This window comes from Sphingomonas sp. AC411, assembly GCF_979253035.1.
Window position 1 is genome coordinate 1,075,538 of the sequence record NZ_CEEDAQ010000001.1, and the last position, 18,390, is coordinate 1,093,927.

Annotated in this window: 14 protein-coding genes, 1 tRNA gene and 5 pseudogenes; 14 read left to right on the plus strand and 6 right to left on the minus strand. The window is 65.2% G+C overall.

Annotated features, from left to right (window positions below):
• Positions 1-194: 194 nt before the first annotated feature.
• Together AC0IX7_RS05550 and AC0IX7_RS05555 are read left to right on the plus strand one after the other, a co-directional pair.
• Entirely contained in the window at positions 195-635 is a 441-nt protein-coding gene (locus AC0IX7_RS05550; protein ID WP_471810800.1) for a host attachment family protein, read from the plus strand.
• 194 nt (positions 636-829) lie between these two features.
• The gene (locus AC0IX7_RS05555; RefSeq protein ID WP_471810801.1) at positions 830-1,021 is read left to right on the plus strand and encodes a hypothetical protein; all 192 of its coding nucleotides are present in this window, start codon (positions 830-832) and stop codon (positions 1,019-1,021) included.
• A 292-nt stretch (positions 1,022-1,313) separates the two neighbouring features.
• Here the strand turns inward: AC0IX7_RS05555 and AC0IX7_RS05560 are convergent, their stop codons facing one another.
• Complete coding sequence (locus tag AC0IX7_RS05560; protein WP_471810802.1) at positions 1,314-1,544, minus strand: hypothetical protein; 231 nt, start codon at positions 1,542-1,544, stop codon at positions 1,314-1,316.
• Positions 1,545-2,035: 491 nt separating this feature from the next.
• On the opposite strand from AC0IX7_RS05560, the gene dksA reads away from it, so the two are divergent.
• From dksA to AC0IX7_RS05580, 4 genes and pseudogenes are all read left to right on the plus strand, one after another.
• The gene (dksA, locus tag AC0IX7_RS05565) at positions 2,036-2,506 is read left to right on the plus strand and encodes an RNA polymerase-binding protein DksA (protein ID WP_471810803.1); all 471 of its coding nucleotides are present in this window, start codon (positions 2,036-2,038) and stop codon (positions 2,504-2,506) included.
• A gap of 201 nt (positions 2,507-2,707) precedes the next feature.
• Entirely contained in the window at positions 2,708-3,034 is a 327-nt protein-coding gene (locus AC0IX7_RS05570) for a PilZ domain-containing protein (protein WP_471810804.1), read from the plus strand.
• A 536-nt stretch (positions 3,035-3,570) separates the two neighbouring features.
• Positions 3,571-3,731 (plus strand): annotated as a pseudogene (locus tag AC0IX7_RS05575) (YdcH family protein).
• A gap of 176 nt (positions 3,732-3,907) precedes the next feature.
• A pseudogene (locus tag AC0IX7_RS05580) lies at positions 3,908-4,301 on the plus strand (DUF1465 family protein).
• 49 nt (positions 4,302-4,350) lie between these two features.
• Here AC0IX7_RS05580 and AC0IX7_RS05585 read toward each other — a convergent pair.
• From AC0IX7_RS05585 to AC0IX7_RS05600, 4 genes and pseudogenes are all read right to left on the minus strand, one after another.
• A pseudogene (locus AC0IX7_RS05585) lies at positions 4,351-5,315 on the minus strand (NAD(P)H-dependent flavin oxidoreductase).
• A gap of 60 nt (positions 5,316-5,375) precedes the next feature.
• Complete coding sequence (locus AC0IX7_RS05590) at positions 5,376-6,623, minus strand: aminotransferase class V-fold PLP-dependent enzyme (protein WP_471810805.1); 1,248 nt, start codon at positions 6,621-6,623, stop codon at positions 5,376-5,378.
• Positions 6,623-7,507 carry a TonB-dependent receptor domain-containing protein gene (locus tag AC0IX7_RS05595; protein WP_471813753.1) on the minus strand — a complete coding sequence of 295 codons (885 nt, stop codon included), beginning with the start codon at positions 7,505-7,507 and terminating at the stop codon, positions 6,623-6,625. The genes AC0IX7_RS05590 and AC0IX7_RS05595 overlap by 1 nt, the downstream gene beginning before the upstream one ends.
• Positions 7,456-9,171: pseudogene (locus AC0IX7_RS05600) on the minus strand (TonB-dependent receptor plug domain-containing protein); the annotation flags it as partial. The pseudogene AC0IX7_RS05600 and the gene AC0IX7_RS05595, both read right to left, overlap by 52 nt.
• A gap of 77 nt (positions 9,172-9,248) precedes the next feature.
• Here AC0IX7_RS05600 and poxB point away from each other — a divergent pair.
• A complete protein-coding gene (gene poxB / locus AC0IX7_RS05605; RefSeq protein WP_471810806.1) occupies positions 9,249-10,997 on the plus strand; it encodes a ubiquinone-dependent pyruvate dehydrogenase in 1,749 nt (582 codons plus the stop codon).
• Between the two features lie 72 nt (positions 10,998-11,069).
• Here the strand turns inward: poxB and AC0IX7_RS05610 are convergent.
• Positions 11,070-11,146: transfer RNA gene (locus tag AC0IX7_RS05610), tRNA-Pro, on the minus strand.
• A 310-nt stretch (positions 11,147-11,456) separates the two neighbouring features.
• Between AC0IX7_RS05610 and AC0IX7_RS05615 the strand changes: the two are divergent.
• The 7 genes and pseudogenes from AC0IX7_RS05615 (at position 11,457) to AC0IX7_RS05645 (ending at position 18,385) form a co-directional block, all read left to right on the plus strand.
• Positions 11,457-12,385: pseudogene (locus AC0IX7_RS05615) on the plus strand (lytic murein transglycosylase).
• Between the two features lie 99 nt (positions 12,386-12,484).
• Positions 12,485-13,648, plus strand: a complete 1,164-nt coding sequence (locus tag AC0IX7_RS05620) for a D-alanyl-D-alanine carboxypeptidase family protein (protein WP_471810807.1) — start codon at positions 12,485-12,487, stop codon at positions 13,646-13,648.
• A 28-nt stretch (positions 13,649-13,676) separates the two neighbouring features.
• Positions 13,677-14,654 carry an AAA family ATPase gene (locus AC0IX7_RS05625; RefSeq protein WP_471810808.1) on the plus strand — a complete coding sequence of 326 codons (978 nt, stop codon included), beginning with the start codon at positions 13,677-13,679 and terminating at the stop codon, positions 14,652-14,654.
• A 50-nt stretch (positions 14,655-14,704) separates the two neighbouring features.
• Positions 14,705-16,252: a methionine--tRNA ligase gene (gene metG / locus AC0IX7_RS05630; protein ID WP_471810809.1), complete on the plus strand. Its 1,548-nt coding sequence runs from the start codon at positions 14,705-14,707 to the stop codon at positions 16,250-16,252.
• Entirely contained in the window at positions 16,252-17,040 is a 789-nt protein-coding gene (locus AC0IX7_RS05635) for a TatD family hydrolase (RefSeq protein WP_471810810.1), read from the plus strand. The genes metG and AC0IX7_RS05635 overlap by 1 nt, the downstream gene beginning before the upstream one ends.
• A complete protein-coding gene (locus tag AC0IX7_RS05640; RefSeq protein WP_471810811.1) occupies positions 17,037-17,801 on the plus strand; it encodes an MBL fold metallo-hydrolase in 765 nt (254 codons plus the stop codon). The genes AC0IX7_RS05635 and AC0IX7_RS05640 overlap by 4 nt, the downstream gene beginning before the upstream one ends.
• The gene (locus AC0IX7_RS05645; RefSeq protein WP_471810812.1) at positions 17,798-18,385 is read left to right on the plus strand and encodes a retropepsin-like aspartic protease family protein; all 588 of its coding nucleotides are present in this window, start codon (positions 17,798-17,800) and stop codon (positions 18,383-18,385) included. Before AC0IX7_RS05640 ends, AC0IX7_RS05645 begins: the two co-directional genes overlap by 4 nt.
• Positions 18,386-18,390 lie beyond the last annotated feature (5 nt).

Genomic DNA, 18,390 nt, shown 5'->3' on the forward strand with positions numbered 1-18,390 from the left:
TCACGATCCTCCCCGCCAGGAGGCAGCTCTCTTGAGCTGACGGAGGGGAGGACACGGAGCCGACGTTGCCTTTGCCTCCCCTCCGTCTGGCAGAGCCAGCCACCTCCCCTGGCGGGGGAGGACCGAGGGAGCGCAACCTCTCGCGTTCTCGACGCGTTCACCACATGTACGCATAGCGAAAAGGAGAGACACGCATGCATCTTCCCCACAACTCCGTCGTGCTCGTCGCGGACGGCCGGAAAATGCTGTTCCTGCGCAACGAGGGCGACAACGACTATCCCAATTTCGTGGTCGAGAAGGCGCAGGAACAGGACAATCCGGCGACGCGCGATCAGGCGACCGATTCCGCCGGCCGCGCCTCGTCTCCGCAGGGTGGCGTACAGAGTTCGGTCGAGCCGACCGATTTCCACCAGATCGAGGAAGATCGCTTCGCGGCGGACGCCGCCGACTTCCTGAAGACCGGTGCGCTCAAAAACACGTACGACTCGCTGATCGTCGTCGCGCCGCCGAAAACGCTCGGCGAGCTGCGCAAGCATTATCACAAGGAAGTCACCAGCCGCCTCAAGGGCGAACTCGACAAGGACCTGACCGGGCATCCGATCAAGGACATCGAGAAGGCGCTCCAGAACGCCTGACCACGGAAACAGAAAAGACCCCGTCGGAGCATATCCGGCGGGGCCTTATTTCTACGCGGTATTCCGGTGCTTAAGCGGCAATCGCCTTTGGCTTAGCAAAACGCTTGCGCGCCACCAGAGCTGCTGCCGCCGCACCGAACAACAATATCATTGGGGGTGCAGGAACAGGCGCAGGCGGACCTCCGCTCGAACCCGTGCTGCCGCTCGAACTGGCGCTGCTCGCGCTGCTGGCACTACTCGCACTGCTTGCGCTCGATCCGCTCGAACTGGCTGACGAGGCGCTGCTGCCCGATGAAGCGGAACTGCCGGACGATCCGTTGGAGCTCCAGCCACCGTTGGAATTCCAACCGCCGTTCGATCCCCACCCCTTGCTGCTCGACCCATAGCCCGAGGAACTCGCGCTGCTGGCGGACGACGCCGAAGACGCGGAGGAGGCCGATGACGCGCTGCTGCCAGAGGACGACACGTCGCCACTAGAGCCGCCTGAGGCGGACGAGACATTACCACTGGAGCCGCCCGAGGCCGACGAAACATTGCCGCTGGAACCGCCGGTCGAGGTCGACCCACCGCTCGACGTGGATGAGATCACGATGCTGCCACCCGATCCACCACTGCCGCCGAATCCGCCGCCGAAACCACCACCCAGTCCACCGCCGAAAAAGCCGCCGCTGCCGCCGACTACGACCGGCGCGCCGCCGGCACCGCCGCCACCGATGAACCCTTCGCCGACCGGCGCGGGAACCGGCGTTGCTCCGCCACGGTGACGATCGTGGGCGCGCAGGTTGTACGCGTCGTGGTGGTGACGCGGCGAACGCGGGGTCGCGCTGCTGCGACCTGAGGACGGGCGACCCGCTTGACCAGCACGCGCTTGGCGTTGGCGGTTCGCGTCGGGCGCTCGGCAACGTGCACGGCACCACCGCCGATCAGGGCACCTCCACACGCGCACGCGCATAATTTGGCCAAAGCCATCCGCACCGACATATCGTCACTCTTTCGTTGCCGGCACCCTCGTGTTGCCGGATCCCCGCCTGCAGCCTTGGTTTACTGCTATCCGACTAACTGCAAAACAAACCGTTAAGCGCAAGCGGATTAACCATATCCGAAACGGTAAATGAACCATTTATGCGACGGTCGATGCCCAAGCCAAGCTTAACGTGCCGGGCTGGGACACAAGTCGAACGAATGTGAACCATGTCGCCGGCTACCACGGAATCGTGGGATATTGCGGGGGTGTGACACCTTCGTGAGTAGTAATGTTATAAAATGTCGGAAACGGCGGCAGATGCGCAAGTCCGGTCGCTTGTGGTCCCGATGGCGTACGACTATAGGCGCTTTCACCATTTGGGGGCGGCCTTTGGAGATCGGCGAGGTCGATCCGACGGGGCCAGAGGGAGAGTGGTATGGCGACCGTGATGAATCGTATGGACGATACCGGAAATTTCAATCGCGACCCGGCGAACGACGGCGGGGCCGACGGGTATCGACCCGAACCCGACGAGCCGTTCATGAGCCTGAAGCAGCAGGCGTATTTTCGCCGGAAGCTACAGGACTGGAAGGACGCCATCCTACGCGAATCGCAGGAAACGCTCTCGCAACTCCAGGTCGATTCGCTGCGGGAGGCCGATCTTACCGACCGCGCCTCGAGCGAGACCGACTGGTCCATCGAACTGCGTACGCGTGACCGGCAACGCAAGCTCGTGTCGAAGATCGAGGCGGCGATCCGCCGGATCGACGAGGGCGAATATGGTTATTGCGAAGTGACGGGCGAGCCGATCAGCCTCGCACGGCTCGAAGCCAGGCCGATCGCGACGATGACGGTCGAGGCGCAGGAACGTCACGAGCGGAACGAGAAGGTGTCTCGCGAGGACTGATAGCCCGGTCCTCGGCTTGGCGCGGACTTGCCGGCGCGGACTTGGCCGGCGCGGACTTGTATGTCTCCGATCAGCCTTTACGGCTTGTCAGTACGACGAACGGACGAGGTACAGGATGCGAATGGCCAGCTTCTACCCCAGCGTCGACCAGTGCAGGGGCGTTCGTGATGGGGCGTCGGTCGGTCCGGGACATGGTCGGCTATGACTCGGCAAAGCGACGTCTTAAGCGGTGCCGATATCGATGGCGGTAAACGACAGCGTTCACGCGACAGTTTGGTCCTGACGGCGCAAATTCGCCTTGATCGTGAAACAGGTCTTCGGGAAGTGCGGGTTCGCAATCTGTCCGCTGGTGGGCTGATGGTCGAACTCGACGAAGACGCCGACGTCGGAACACCGGTCATGATAAAATTGCAGGGCATCGGCGAGGTCGACGGCAAGATAGCGTGGTGCACCGAAGGCCGTATGGGGATCGCGCTCGATTCGCTGATCGACCCTGACAAGGTGCCGAGGCCGTCCGGATCGAGGTAATCACCGACCAATCAGACTTAGGGCGGGGCAGGCTTTTTCCGAAGCCCGAGCAGTGTTGGTCGCGGAATTGCACGGAAATCGCCCCCCGGAGCTTGGCCGGGGAGCGGTGGACATTACCGTTAGAGGCTGACGATCTCTTCCTTCAGACGCAGTTTCTGTTTTTGAGTCCCGCCAGCAATGCCGTGTCAGGCAAGGGGCGATGGATCTCTTCGGCGATCCGCCGATCCAGCACGGCGTGCTTGGTTTCCAAAGCTGTCTGATGTGTCGTCTGCACGGTGGGATACCTCCTGCATTCGGGTTGGGAGACCGAGTAAACCACCGAGTCACGGAAATGTCTTCATCGGAAATGGATCATATCGATGATCGAGCCTTTTCCAGCGACGACCCGTGCCGATCTCGATTGCGGCGATTTGAATGGACCCGTGACGGTTTAGCACTCGCGCGCCCCGCCGCATTTGCTAAGGACGGCGTCAGGTTAGCGGCATCAACCGGGGGACAAGGTGGACGACGCACAGGCCAGGATACGACTTGACGCAATGCGGACCGAGCACCGCGACCTCGACGATGCGATCGCCGCACTGGCGATGACCGCCGTTCCCGATCAATTGCAGATGGCGCGCTTGAAAAGCGCAAGCTGCGTCTTCGCGATGAGATCGCCATGATCGAAGACCAGATGATTCCCGATATCATCGCCTGACACGACGTCGCCGACGCGCGGCCAAATTGACGCATTCCGGGACACTGCGCGGTTACCGGTGCATTAACCTCGCTGTCGAACCTCGAGTCCGTGTGGCATCGCCGATGACGATGACCCAGACCAGCCATGAACTGCTCATGCAGCACCGCCTGATCGATGCGCTTTACAACGAAGCGATGTTGCTGGCGGACGAAGCGCGGGACTATTTCGACGAGGCCGGCCGGGTGGATCGCGAAGCACTGGATCCCCGGTTCGGGTGAGCTTCAGTTGCGAGTCGCTCAAGGTGACGACCCGGCTGATGCACGTGATCGCATGGTTCCTGACGCAGCGCGCGGTGCGGGCGGGGAGTTGCGTGCAAGCGACGCGCTGGATCCGCGACGGCGGTTGGGCGATGCGCCGTCGACCGATCAGGCCGTAATCGACGTCCTGCCGAGCCCGGCGCGCCGGTTGGTTGAGGCGAGTATCGACCTGCATCGGCGAGTGGCGCGGCTGGATCTCGCGCAGGACACGCCCGGAACTGTCGTCAGTCCCGCGCTGACGATGCAGAACCGCCTCGCCACCGCATTCTAGGCGGACGTAACGCCGCCCATCGACAGCGCTGCGGCGCGCCGTCTCGTCCCTACAGCGCCAGACGCGCCCTTGCCGCGCGGTATTCGCGTTCGAGCCGGTCGACGCGGAGCGCTACCGTCTCGATCTCGGTGACCGCGCCGATGCCTTGGCCGGAGCCCCAGATATCGCGCCACGCCTTGGGTTTCGATCCGTTGCCGCCACCGAAATCCATCGTTTTCAGATCGCCCTCGGGCAGTGCATCGGGGTCCATCCCGGCGGCGACGATCGAGGCGCGCAGGTAATTCCGTGCACGCCGGTGAACAGGTTCGAATAGACGATGTCCGAGGCGCGGCCCGCGACGATACCGTCCTTGTACGCCTGATCCGCGTTCGCCTCGGTCGTCGCGATGAAGGGCGATCCGATATAGCCGAAGTCCGCGCCCATCGCCTGCGCCGCCAATACCGCGTCGCCGGTCGCGATCGACCCGGAGAGCGCGAGCGGACCGTCGAACCACTGCCGGATCTCCTGGACGATCGCGAACGGTGACAGGCGACCGGCATGGCCACCCGCGCCCGCCGCGACCGCGATCAGGCCGTCGGCACCTTTCTCGATCGCCTTGCGCGCAAAGCGATCGTCGATCACGTCGTGCATCGTGATACCGCCCCAGCCGTGCACCGCGGTGTTCAGGTCCTCGCGCGCGCCTAGCGAGGTAATGACGATCGGCACCTGCCACTTCGCGCAGGTCTCCAGATCGCTTTCGAGGCGATCGTTGGACTTGTGGACGATCTGGTTCACCGCGAACGGTGCGGCCGGGCGATCAGGGTTAGCGCGGTTGTGTGCGCTCAGTTCCTCGGTGATCCGGTGCAGCCATTCGTCGAGCATCGCCTGGGGCCGGGCGTTGAGCGCGGGGAACGACCCGACGATCCCCGCCTTGCACTGCGCGATCACCAGTTCGGGACCCGAGATGATGAAGAGCGGCGACCCGATGACGGGCAGTCGCAGGTTTTTAGAATAGTGGGTACGGTCATGTGCGATTGCTAGCGCAACTCCGCGACGGCGGCTAGATGTATCGTGAGCGGCCGAAAAGACTGCGGTTCAGAGCGATTTCAGGGCATGCGCGAGGGCGTCCATGTCCGCCATGGAATTGAACAAGGCCGGCGTCACGCGGACGCACGATCCGGCGGCAGGGCCGTCGCGGTGCACCGTAAAAATGCGGAACCGGTCGAGCAGTGTCTTCGCCAGCGCCACATTGTCCGCGCTGCTGGTTTTACCTGCGATTCGGAACGACGTGATACCGCCGTGCAGCGCGGGATCGTCGGGCGTCGAGATCTCGATGCCGGGCATCCGCTTCACCTGATCGACCCAGCGGTTGCGGAGTGCGGCAAGACGATCGGCGCGGCGTGCGTTGCCGATCGTCGCCTGGAAGGCGAGCGCGGCGGGGACGGTCAGCGGTGCGGCGAAATCGACCGTGCCGGTATGGACCCGCGCCTGAATCGTGTCGCGGTCGGACGCCGGGTTGGCAGGATCGCGGTCGACCGCGGACAGCGCGCCACGGCGGATATGGATCGCACCGACGCCGAGCGGCGCGCCCAGCCATTTGTGGCAGTTGATGCCGACATAATCGCAGTCGAGATCGGCCAGCGTCATGTCGATCTGGCACCAGCTGTGCGCGGCATCGACGATCGTCGCGATCCCGCGTGCGCGCGCCACGGCGGCGATCTCGCGCACCGGAAGGACGAGACCGGTACGATGACTGAGATGCGTGAGCAGGATGAGTTTGAGACGCGGGTTCGCTGCCATCGCTGCCGCATAGGCGTCGATCAGCGACTGGCGCGTGGCCGGCTGGGGCAGCGCGATCCGCACCACCGATACGCCGCGGCGTACCGCGAGGCTGTCCATGCACGCCTGCATGCTGTCGTAATCGAGATCGGCATAGAGGACGGCATCGCCTGGGGTCAGACGGTTATAGCCCAGGATCAATGCCTTGAGCGCTTCGGTGGCGTTGCGTGTGAACGCGATCTCGTCGGGGTGGACGTTCAAGGCGGCAGCGAGCTGATCGCGCGACGCGGTCCAGTCCGCGATCATGCCCCGCCGCGTGTAATAGCTAGTGTCGCGGTTCACGCGTTCGACGTTTCGCTCGTACGCGTCGAGAACGGGGCGGGCCATCATGCCCCAATTCCCGTTCTCGAGATGGATGACCTCGCGCGTCGAGATCGTAGTGCGCGGCGATGCTCTTCCAAAGGCATCCTCGCCGACCGCCTTGGTCGGAAACGCACCGGCCTGCGCGATCGGCAGGGCGGCGGCGCCCGCGAGAAAGAGGCGGCGGTCGACGATCTGCGCCATCAGAACTTCATCCCGACCCGCGCGTAATATTGTCCGCCATCGGTGTCGTAGGGGGCGTTGCGCGAATAGATCAGCCCGCGGACCGCCTGGTTGGTCGCTTCTGCGGGATAGGTGTTGGCGACGTTCTCGGCCCCGATCCGTAGCGTGAAATGCTCGTCGAACCGATAGCTGGCCGATACGTCGAACAGCGCGATCGAGCCGAACCGCTGGAACAACTCGCCGGTCGCGTTGCCGGTGACGTCGGTCCACGCGCCGTAATAGCGGCCGCGTGCCAGGAACGAGACCGCGCCAATGTCGTAGCCGACCGTCGCGGTGCCGTTATGCTGGGGGAGGCGCTCCTCGAAAATGCGGCGTTGCGTTTCGTTCGGGATCGCTGCGCTGACGCCGCTGCGAACCTTGGTCTGGTTGTAGTTGTAGGCGAGGCTCAGGCTGGCGCGGCCGGGTCCGACGCGATGCGCATAGGACAGCACCGCATCGATCCCGCGGGTGCGCGTGTCGAAGTCGTTGGTGAAGTACGAGACCGCGGTGAAGCGCTGCGGGTTGGCGAAACTCGCCGGCACCGCGAACGTCTGCGACTGGCTGAAGCGGTTGTCGACGTCGATCTGGTAGATATCGATCGAGCCGGTCAGCCCGAACCGACTCTGGAAGGTGAGCCCGGCGGTCGCGGTCTTCGAGGTTTCGGGGTCAGCGGCTTGGCGCCGAGCGCGATCGCCAGCGGATCGCTGGGCGACAGGCGACCCTGGTTGAACACCTGGAGCGTGGTGGTGTCGAGCCCTTGCGTGGTCTGCGCCGTGTTGAGCTGTGCCGGAGTCGGTGCGCGGAACCCGGTCGAATAGGTTCCGCGTGCGGCGATGCCCTTGATCGGTTCGAACCGTGCGGACAATTTGTAGTTGAAGGTGTCGCCGAACGCTGAGAAATCCTCGTAGCGACCCGCGGCGCCGAGCGTCACCATCTCGACCGGCTGCCATTCGAGGTCGACATAGCCGGCATAGCTGGTCTGATCGAACGTACCCGCGAGGCTCGGGCTGAAACCGGGAAAGCCGTTGGAATTGGGCGCGAGGCCCGTCGCTGCGCCCGCGCCGATGGCGTAGGACGCCGGGTCGCCAGCCGAAACTTGATACGTTTCGCGCCGCCGCTCCGCGCCGAACGCGACGTTGACAGGATGTGCGGTGCCGACCGGCAGGCGATAGACGAAGTCGGCGTTGAGGTTGAACTCGCGCTGTTCGAGCTGGCCAAGATAGAAGCTGGTCGGGCTCGCCGGCCCGAGCGATGCGTTCAGGCTCTCGTTTAGCGTGTAGGCGATCCGGCTGCGGCCGACCGCGGCGGAGAGATCGTAACTGAACCGATCGCTCAGCTCGCCGCGTAGTCCGCCATCGGCCTGATAATCGCTGAACGTGGTGCCGAACCGCGGGGTGAAGCCGACCGGGTAGATGCTGCGGAACGAGAAGCCGGGAAACGCGCTGCTGGCATTGTAGACGCTGCCGGTGCCGGCGGGATTGCGCCAGTTGAAGTCGGTGACGCCTTCGCCCTGCTGTGCGGTGCCGAACACATAGAGCGTTGCGGCATCGGCGAGCGCGTAATGCGCGTCGATCGCGCCGCGGATACGCTCCTCGTCGGGCTGGCCCCAGCGCTGCACCGGGTTTGGCACGACCAGGGTCGGGTTGGCCGCCTGGAAGGCGATGGCGTCGGGCCGCTGACGGGTCCGCGAGGTCGCTTCCGAATGATCGTATTCGCCGGTGACGACGATCGCACCGCGGTCGCCGAGCGCGATGCCGCCACGCGCGCCGGTCTGGTATTCGTTGCCGTCGCCTTTGTAATATTGCGAGACCTGGCCGAATGCCTCCATGCCTGGGGCGTCGTCGAGGATGATGTTGACGACGCCCGCGATCGCATCAGACCCATATTGTGCCGACGCGCCGTCGCGCAGCACTTCGATCCGCTTGATCGCCAGCGAGGGTATGCCGGCGAGATCGGGTGCCTGCGCGCCGCGCGTACCGAGCAGCGCCGACCGGTGATAGCGCTTGCCGTTGACCAGCACGAGCGTCTGATCGGCGGACAGCCCGCGCAGCGTCGCCGGGCGGACGAACGCCTGGCCGTCGGCGGCGGGCAGGCGCTGGACGTTGAACGAGGGCAGCAACTGCGCGAGCGTATCCGACAGGTCGCCCGAGACGCTCGATCGCACCGCGTCGCCCGACAGGACGTCGACGGGGGCGAGCGTGTCGAACTGGGTTCGCGACCGATCGCGCGTGCCGGTCACGACGATCTGGCCGTCCTCCGCGATGGTGTCGGTCGAGGCATCGGCTGAAGCCTGTGGCGGCGGGGTCGGGATCGGGATCGTCTGCGCGAAAGCCGACGAACTGGCGATCAGCGCGATCAACGCGCTGCCGGTGATGAGTTTCATAACGCCCCTGGGGTTTGCCGAAATGGATCCGTCGGTTCGCACCGCAGCCGCTAGTCGCCGGGTGATGCGTCTTCGTGACGGAACGGATGCAGTTTTGTGACTTTGGACACAGGAGCGGGGTCGCGCGGGCTCGTACGTTTGGTGCATCCCGATCGCACCGCAATGCGTTTGCCCTTCGTCCACCTCGCTGGTCGGGGGCCATCCTTCACGTGCGGAGCCGTTCCATGTCCAAGACCATCATCGCCGACCTGTTCGCCGAAACGCTGCATCTCGCGGGCGTCGAACGGATCTACGGCGTCGTCGGCGACAGTCTCAACGGCCTGACCGACAGCTTGCGCCGCCAGGGCAAGATCGAATGGATCCACGTCCGCAACGAGGAAGCCGCTGCGTTCGCTGCAGGCGCCGAGGCACAACTGACCGGCAAGCTCGCGGTGTGCGCCGGCTCGTGCGGACCGGGCAACATGCACCTCATCAACGGCCTGTACGACTGCCACCGCACGCGCGTGCCGGTGCTGGCCATCGCCGCGCAGGTTCCGAGCGGGGAGGTGGGGTCGAACTATTTCCAGGAGACGCGGCCCGAGGCTCTGTTCCGCGAATGCAGCGTGTATTGTGAGACGATCTCCGACGCCGACCAGATGCCGCGGACGCTCGAAACCGCGATCCGCGCGGCGGTCGGCCACCGCGGCGTCTCGGTCGTCGCGATGCCCGGCGACGTCGCGCTGCGTTCGACCACCGGCACGCTCGCACGCTCGGCCGGGGCGCTGCTGCCGTCGCGGTCGGTGACCGTGCCGGGTGAGGCGCAGATCGCCGAGCTTGCCGCGTTGCTCAACGATGCGCGCAAGGTGACGATCCTGGCGGGGCGGGGGTGCCGGACTGCACATGCCGAACTGGTCAAGCTTGCCGAGACGTTGCAGGCGCCGGTCGTCCATGCGCTCGGTGGCAAGGAATTCGTCGAATACGACAACCCCTATGACGTCGGCATGACTGGGCTGATCGGCTTTTCGAGCGGCTACGACGCGATGATGGCCTGCGACGTGCTGCTAATGCTCGGCACCGATTTTCCCTACCGCCAATTCTATCCCGAGAAAGCGAAGGTCGCGCAGATCGACCTGCTGCCGGAAAATCTCGGGCGGCGAACGTCGATCGATATCGGCTTGGTCGGCGATGTCGGCGCTACGATCACCGCATTGCTTCCGAAGCTGGCCGGTGCGCAAGACGGTAGCTTCCTGCAATCCGCGCGTGAGAATTATGCGGAGGCGCGCAAGGGCCTCGACGATCTCGCCGACGGTACGCCCGGCAGCGGCGTGATCCATCCGCAGCATGTCGCCCGCGTCCTCAGCGAGTGGGCGGCGGACGATGCGGTCTTCGCCTGTGATGTCGGCACGCCGACGGTATGGGCCGCGCGCTACCTCAAGATGAACGGCCGCCGCCGGTTGATCGGCTCGTTCAACCACGGCTCGATGGCGAACGCTCTGCCCCAGGCGATCGGCGTGCAGGCGGCGTATCCGGCGCGACAGGTGGTGACGCTGTCGGGAGACGGCGGCCTCGCGATGCTGATGGGCGAGTTGCTGACGGTGCGCCAGCTGGGTTTGCCGGTGAAGATCATCGTCTTCAACAACGGCACGCTCGGCTTTGTCGAGATGGAGATGAAGGCGGCTGGCCTGATAGAAACCGGCGTCACGCTCGACAATCCCGACTTCGCGGCCATGGCGCGGGCGATCGGACTGCACGGCGTTCGGGTCACCGATCCGGGTGAGGTCGAAGCTGGCGTCCGCGAGGTGCTGGCGCATCCGGGGCCAGCGCTGCTCGATGCGGTCACGGCGCGCACCGAACTCTCGATGCCGCCCAAGATCACGCTGGAGCAGATGAAGGGCTTCACGCTCTACATGGCGAAGGCGATCATCAGCGGTCGAGGTGACGAGGTGATCGAGCTGGGCAAGACCAATGCCGGTCTGCTCAAGCGGTTCTTCTGACGAACATACGTATGATGGCGATGAAGAGGTAAGGGCGACGAAGGCGAGATCAGCCTCGCAGTCGTCACTCGATGGTCGGGGAGACAGGATTCGAACCTGCGACCCCCTGGTCCCAAACCAGGTGCGCTACCAGCCTGCGCCACTCCCCGACTGCGACGGCCCTTAGCCGCTGCTTTTGCAGGATGGCAAGCGGCATCGTGTTCCGTGCGGCAAAAGGGACGCGGCCTCGGCACCCGCCGCTTGTCGGTCGAGCGTATGGTGGAGTGGGGCGTACGGCCGCACGTGCGGTGGGCGCGACGATGCGAGGTTCCGATCACGGCGGGTCTGTGGCAGAGCCTGCCAATGGGCGGGACATCTACAGCAATAGCGCGACTGCGCAGGACCTTGATCGGCTTCGGCGCCGTGCTGGCTGGGGCGAGCCCGGCGCTGGCGCAGGACGACGCGGGCTTTCAGGCTTATATGACGACTCTTCGCCAGCAGGCGCTGGCGGACGGAGTGAGCAGGCGGACGGCCGACGCGGTGTTTCCGGGACTGACGCTCAACCAGCGGGTCATCGATCTCGACCGGCAACAGCCCGGTGCGACCAGCAGCAGTGCGATCCCGGCGTTCGCACCCTACCGTGCACAGCATGTCGACGCAGCGCGGATCGCGCGCGGGCGTCAGACCTATTTGGCGCAACGTTCGCGGTTGCAGCGGATCGAACAGACCACCGGCGTTCCAGAATCGATCATGGTCGCGATCTGGGGCCATGAGACAAATTACGGCAGCTATACAGGCAATTTCGACTTGCTGCGGTCGCTCGCCAGCCTCGCGTATGAGGGCCGGCGGCGGTCGCTGTTCGCGGGCGAGTTCATCGCCGGGCTCAAGATGCTCGATCGTGGTGTAACGCGCGACCAGTTGAAGGGTAGCTGGGCAGGCGCGACCGGCAATCCGCAGTTCCTGCCGTCGATCTATCTGCGGCTCGCGCGCGACGGCGATGGCGACGGGCGCGCGGACATCTGGAACAGCCCGGCGGATACGCTAGCGTCGATCGGCAATTATTTCGTCGATGCGGGCTGGCGTGCCGGTCAGCCCTGGGGTGTCGCGGTCAACGTGCCGGCCGGGTTCGACCGGTCGCAGGTGCGCAACCGGCTCGTCTCGCCGCGCTGCCCGCGCGTGTTCGAACGGCATAGCGGCTGGCGGACGATCGCCGAATGGCGTGCGCTCGGGATCTCGCCCCAGGGTCGCAGCCTGCCCGCGGACAGCGTGATGGCGACGTTGCTCGAGCCGGACGGGCAGGGGCGACCGCGTATTTGCTGACCAGCAACTACCGCGTGATCCTCGATTACAACTGCTCGAATTTCTACGCGTTGTCGGTCGGACTGCTCGCCGACGCGGTCGAACGCTAGGAATTTGCGCGCAACGGATACGTGACGCGGTCGCCGGGCGCGGCTATGACCTGCATCACATCCTGCCCACGGACCGCCCTTTTGCTCACGGAATACCCCATGAAGAAGCTGATCGTCGCACCGCTCGTCGCCCTCGCGCTGGCGCATCCCTCCATCGCCGCCGCACCGCAGTTCCAGACCGCGGCGCCGATCGCCTATATGGAGGACCTGTCGTCGGGCGCGGTGTTGTTCGCGCGCGATGCCGATCGCCGCATGCCGCCAGCCTCGCTCGCCAAGATGATGACGGTCTATGTCGCGTTCGACATGGTCAAGAAGGGCGAGTTGAAGCTCGACCAGATGATGACCGTACGCCCCGAGACCTGGGCGAAATGGCATGGTCCGGCAGCGGGTTCGACGATGTTCCTGTCATCGGGTGAGAATGTCAGTGTCGCCAATCTCCTGTACGGGATCGTCACGCTGTCGGGCAACGACGCGTGCATCGTGCTTGCCGAGGGAATTTCGGGTTCGGAGCAGGCGTTCACCGAGCGGATGAACCGCAAGGCCGCCGAACTCGGCCTCAAGGACAGCCATTTCGGTACCGCGAACGGCTGGCCCGACAACGGCGTCACCTATGTCACCGCGCATGATCTGGCCAAGCTCGCGGCGGCGACGATCACCAACTATCCCGATCTCTACAAGCAATTCTATTCGAAGCGCGATTTCACCTGGGGCAAGACGATGGGCGGCAGCGCCATCACCCAGGCGAACCGCGATCCTATCCTCGGCCGCGTCGCTGGTGCCGACGGGCTCAAGACCGGTCACACCGAGGAGGCCGGCTACGGCTTCACCGGGTCCGCCGTGCAGAATGGCCGTCGCCTGGTGATGGTGGTCGCCGGCCTGACGAGTTCGGGCCAGCGCGCCGAGGAATCGGTGCGCTTCATGGAATGGGGTTTTCGCGCGTGGCAATCGAAGCCGATCGTCGCGAAGGGCAAGAAGGTCGAGACCGCTTCGGTCCAGCTCGGCGATTCGTCGTCGGTCGGGCTGGTAGCGCCCAAGGCTCTGACCGTGACACTGCCCGCGGGCACCTCGCCCAATCTGACCGCGAAGGTCGTTTACGACGGCCCGATCAAGGCGCCGATCAAGGCCGGCCAGCATATCGCCGATCTCGTCGTCACCACGTCCGACGGACTCCAGCAGACCATGCCGCTGGTCGCCGAGAAGGACGTTGCCGAGGCCGGTTTCTTCGGTCGCGCATGGGCAGGACTGACCGGCTTCTTCGGCTGATGATTTCGGCGCCGACGGCGTTGCAGGCATGATGCCGATCATCGGCAATACCGCCGCGCAGTCTGCCTTCATGGCGGCAATGCGCGGCGGTTCGTTGCATCACGCATGGTTGATCGCCGGGCCGCAGGGCGTCGGTAAGGCGAGCTTCGCGCGCGCCGCAGCCATGCGGATGCTAGCGGACGCGGCTGAGCCCGATGCCGGATCGACCGGGTTGGAGGTTCCCGAGGGGAACCGGACGCGGTCGCTGATGGAGGCGGGGTCGCACCCCGATTTTCGCGTGCTCGCACGGTTGCCGAAGGATCCCGACAAGCCCGACCAGGATCTCGCCCGCAGCATCACGATCGCGCAGGTGCGGACGCTGCAACCGCTGTTTGCGACCACGCCATCGATGAGCCCGCGGCGCGTCGTGGTAATCGACGCGATCGACGATCTGGAGCGGGGCGGGGCGAATGCGTTGCTCAAGAACCTCGAGGAACCGCCGGCGGGGACGATCTTCCTGCTCGTCAGCCATGCACCGGGCCGGTTGCTGCCGACGATCCGCTCACGGTGCCGGTTGCTGCGGTTCGAGGCACTCTCGGACGACGAGGTCGCGACGGCGATCCGGACGTTGCAACCTGATGCCGACGAGGGCGAGGTCGCCGCGCTGGTCCGTGCCAGCGACGGCGCGCCTGGCCGCGCGCTGCGCTATGCCGGGCTCGACATCGCCGCAATCGACGATGCCATCGCCGCGATCGCGCAGGATGGCGACCGGGATAATGGGCGTCGGTTGAAGCTCGCCAAGGCGCTTGGCCTCAAGGCGGCGCAACCGCGGTACGAGGCATTTCTCGACCGTGCGCCCGCGTTTATCGCCGACGCTGCCCGGACCCGATCGGGTCCAGCGCTCCGGTCCGCACTCGACGCGCACGCCGCGGCACGCGACCTCGCGGGCGCGGCGATCGGGCTGTCGCTCGATGCGCAGGCCACGGTGTTCGAGATGGCGGGGATCGTCGCGACATTACGCCGGTGATCGGCCCGCGCAGGCTTCACCTGATCGGGGTGATGCTCTAGGAGCGCGGCATGGCCGACCCTTTCTATATCACCACCGCGATCCACTATCCCAATGGCCGTCCGCATATCGGCCATGCGTACGAGATGATCGCCGCCGACGCGATCGCGCGCTTCCAGCGCCAGGCGGGCCGCGATGTGCTGTTCCAGACCGGGACCGACGAGCATGGCCTTAAGATGGTCCAGGCCGCGCGCGACCGCGACATGCCCGTGCGTGACCTGTCCAACGAAATGTCGTCGTATTTCCACGAGATGGCGGATCGTCTTGGCATCTTGTATGACCGCTTCATCCGGACGGTGGACGAGGATCATTACGCCGCGAGTGCCGCGATCTGGCAGGCGATGGCGGACGCGGGCGATCTGTATCTCGATCGCTACGAGGGCTGGTATTCGGTCCGCGACGAGGCGTTCTACGACGAGTCCGAGCTGACCGGGGAGGGCGATGATCGTCGCTCGCCGCAGGGTACGCCGGTCGAATGGACCGCCGAGGAGACGTGGTTCTTCCGCCTGTCCAAATATCAGCAGCCGCTGCTCGATCTCTTTGCCGCCAACCCCGATTTCATCCGCCCCGAAAGCCGCCGCAACGAGGTGATGCGCTTCGTCGAGGGTGGGCTGAAGGATCTGTCGGTCTCGCGCACCAGCTTCGACTGGGGCGTGCCGGTGCCGGGCAGCCCGGGGCACGTCATGTATGTGTGGGTCGATGCGCTCACCAATTACCTGACCGGGATCGGCTATCCCGACATGACCGGTGACAAGGCGAAATACTGGCCGGCGGATATCCACCTGATCGGCAAGGACATCGTCCGCTTCCACGCGGTCTATTGGCCGGCGTTCCTGCTGTCGGCGGGCATTCCGCTGCCCAAAAGCGTGTTCGGCCACGGCTTCCTCCTCACCCGCGGCGAGAAGATGTCGAAGTCGGTCGGCAATGTCGTCGATCCGATGGCGCTGGCGGATGCGTTCGGCGTCGATGCGCTACGCTATTTCTTCCTCCGCGAGGTCAGCTTCGGGCAGGACGGTAGCTACTCGCCCGAGGCGATCGTGATGCGCGTGAATGCCGAGCTGGCGAACAGCTTCGGCAACCTCGCACAGCGAACCTTGTCGTTCATCGCCAAGAACTTGGGTGGCGAGTTTCCCACCGCGGGTACGGTCCAGGACGCCGACGGGATGCTGATCGAGGAGGTCGTCGTCGCCTGCGCCGGGTTCAAGTCGGGCTTTACCGATCTCGCTTTGTCGCAAGGCATCGAGGCGTGGATGCGCGGCGTGTTCGCGTGCAACCAGTATATCGACGCGCAGGCGCCCTGGGCATTGCGCAAGACCGATCCCGAGCGGATGAACGCGGTGTTGCGAACGCTGGTCCGCGCGATCCGCATGCTGGCGATCGCGATCCTGCCGGTCGTACCCGAGTCCGCGGGGAAGGTTCTCGACCAGATCGGCGCCACCGAGCGCGATCATGCCGCGATCGACGACGATGGCTGGTACGACCGGATCGCCGCCTCCGACTTCCGGATCGCACCGCCTGCGCCGGTCTTCCCGCGTCTCGAACTGCCAGCGGAGGCCTGATGCTCGCCGACAGCCATTGCCATCTGAACTACAAGGGCCTCGCCGAGGACCAGCAGGCGGTCCTCGCGCGGGCACGGGCGAGGGTGACGGCGATGCTCAACATCTCGACGCGCGAGAGCGAATGGGACGATATCGTCGCCACCGCCGAGCGCGAGCCGGACGTCTGGGCGACGATCGGCATTCATCCGAACGAGGCGGATACCTATCCCGACGTCGACGCGGCCAAGCTGATCGAGCGGGCACGGCATCCTCGGGTCGTCGGTCTCGGCGAAAGCGGCCTCGACTATTTCCGCGACACCTCCGACCGCGCGCGCCAGCAGGCGAGTTTCCGCGCACACATCGCCGCGTCGCGCGAGACGGGCCTGCCGATCGTCGTCCACACCCGCGATGCCGAGGACGATACCGCCGCGATCATGGCGGAAGAAATGGGGAAGGGGGCCTATCCCGGCGTCATCCATTGCTTCACGGCGAGCGGAGCTTTCGCCGACAAGGCATTGGATATGGGCCTTTATATTTCGATCTCGGGGATCGTGACGTTCAAGAACGCGCGTGATCTGCAAGAGACGGCTGCGCGCCTGCCGATCGAGCGATTGCTGATCGAAACCGATGCGCCGTTCCTCGCGCCGGTGCCGCACCGGGGCAAAACCGGCGAACCTGGCTTCGTCGCCGACACCGCGCAGTTCCTCGCCGACCTGCGTGGCGAAAGTGTCGAGGAATTGTCGCGTCGCACCGCGGAGAACTTCCACGCGCTGTTCGCCAAGACGCGGGTGTCCGGGGCGGTCGCATGAAGATCACGATCCTCGGCTCCGGCACATCCTCCGGCGTGCCGCGGATCGGCAACGACTGGGGCGACTGCGACCCGACCGAGCCGCGCAACCGGCGCACGCGCGCGTCCGCTCTGGTCGAGCATGACGGCACCCGGATCCTGATCGACACCAGCCCCGACATGCGCGAGCAGTTGCTGGCGGCCGATATCGACCGGGTCGATGCGATACTCTGGACGCACGACCACGCCGATCACTGCCACGGCATCGACGACGTGCGGCAACTCTTCCACGCGATGGGAACGCCGGTCCTTGGCTATGCGAGGCCGTTCACGCTGGCGGCGCTGGACGCGCGGTTTACCTATGCCTTTCACGGTCGCCCCGGCTATCCGCCGACGATCGCGGGCGAGATATTGCCGGACCGGCTGTCGATCGGCGGGATCGACATCCGCGTCACCGATCAGCCCCATGGCAGCATCCACGCCGCTGGGCTGCGGTTTGAAGCCGACGGCGTATCCATCGGATATGCAACCGACTTCAACGTGATGACCGATGACATGGCCAGCCTGTATCAGGATCTGGACATCTGGGTCGTCGACGCGCTCCGCCGACGTCCGCATCCGACACACATGGAATTGCCGGCCGTCCTGAACTGGGTGGAGCGCCTGACGCCGAAGCGGACTGCGTTGATCCACATGGATAACACCATGGACTACGCGACGCTGCGGCATGAACTCCCGGCCGGGGTCGAGCCCGGCTATGACGGATTAGTCCTCACCGCATGACCGGCGACCGCGCAGCCCAGTTCGCGCTGTACGCTGTCATGCTGATCCTGCCGCTGTCCGCGCTGGTAGCGCGCCGGTTGCCGCTGAAACCCGTGCTAAAAATGGCCTTGGCCTGGGTTGCGATCTTTGTCGTGGCTTTGCTGATCGCGAGCCAGCGCGACCGGCTGTCGGGACTGAAGACTCTGTTCGCAGACCAGCAGGTCAGCGGTACCGAAACGCGGATACGCATGGCCGAGGACGGGCATTTCTGGGCCGATGTCGATATCGACGGCGTACGGCGGCGCATGCTGATCGACAGCGGTGCGACGACGACCGCGCTGTCGACGGCCACTGCGAAGGCTGCGCGACTCGATAGCGACGAAAGCCCGTTCCCGGTGATCATCTCGACCGCGAACGGCGACGTGTCGGCCCGAACCGCGACGGCCAAGCGCATCACGATCGGCTCCATCACCGCGACCGATCTTGGCATCGTCACAGCGCCATCTTTCGGGGACACCGACGTCATCGGCATGAACTTTCTGTCGAAGCTGGGATCGTGGCGGGTCGAGAACGCCACGCTTATCCTGACCCCGATCCAGGAATAGGTTTT

Excerpts from the sequence above, each read along its gene's own strand:
- AC0IX7_RS05590 (WP_471810805.1), bottom strand. The coding sequence starts at position 6,623 with ATGGCGCAGATCGTCGACCGCCGCCTCTTTCTCGCGGGCGCCGCCGCC.
- AC0IX7_RS05625 (WP_471810808.1), top strand. The coding sequence starts at position 13,677 with ATGATGCCGATCATCGGCAATACCGCCGCGCAGTCTGCCTTCATGGCG.
- poxB (WP_471810806.1), top strand. The coding sequence starts at position 9,249 with ATGTCCAAGACCATCATCGCCGACCTGTTCGCCGAAACGCTGCATCTC.
- AC0IX7_RS05640 (WP_471810811.1), top strand. The coding sequence starts at position 17,037 with ATGAAGATCACGATCCTCGGCTCCGGCACATCCTCCGGCGTGCCGCGG.
- AC0IX7_RS05645 (WP_471810812.1), top strand. The coding sequence starts at position 17,798 with ATGACCGGCGACCGCGCAGCCCAGTTCGCGCTGTACGCTGTCATGCTG.
- metG (WP_471810809.1), top strand. The coding sequence starts at position 14,705 with ATGGCCGACCCTTTCTATATCACCACCGCGATCCACTATCCCAATGGC.
- dksA (WP_471810803.1), top strand. The coding sequence starts at position 2,036 with ATGGCGACCGTGATGAATCGTATGGACGATACCGGAAATTTCAATCGC.
- AC0IX7_RS05620 (WP_471810807.1), top strand. The coding sequence starts at position 12,485 with ATGAAGAAGCTGATCGTCGCACCGCTCGTCGCCCTCGCGCTGGCGCAT.
- AC0IX7_RS05635 (WP_471810810.1), top strand. The coding sequence starts at position 16,252 with ATGCTCGCCGACAGCCATTGCCATCTGAACTACAAGGGCCTCGCCGAG.
- AC0IX7_RS05570 (WP_471810804.1), top strand. The coding sequence starts at position 2,708 with ATGACTCGGCAAAGCGACGTCTTAAGCGGTGCCGATATCGATGGCGGT.
- AC0IX7_RS05550 (WP_471810800.1), top strand. The coding sequence starts at position 195 with ATGCATCTTCCCCACAACTCCGTCGTGCTCGTCGCGGACGGCCGGAAA.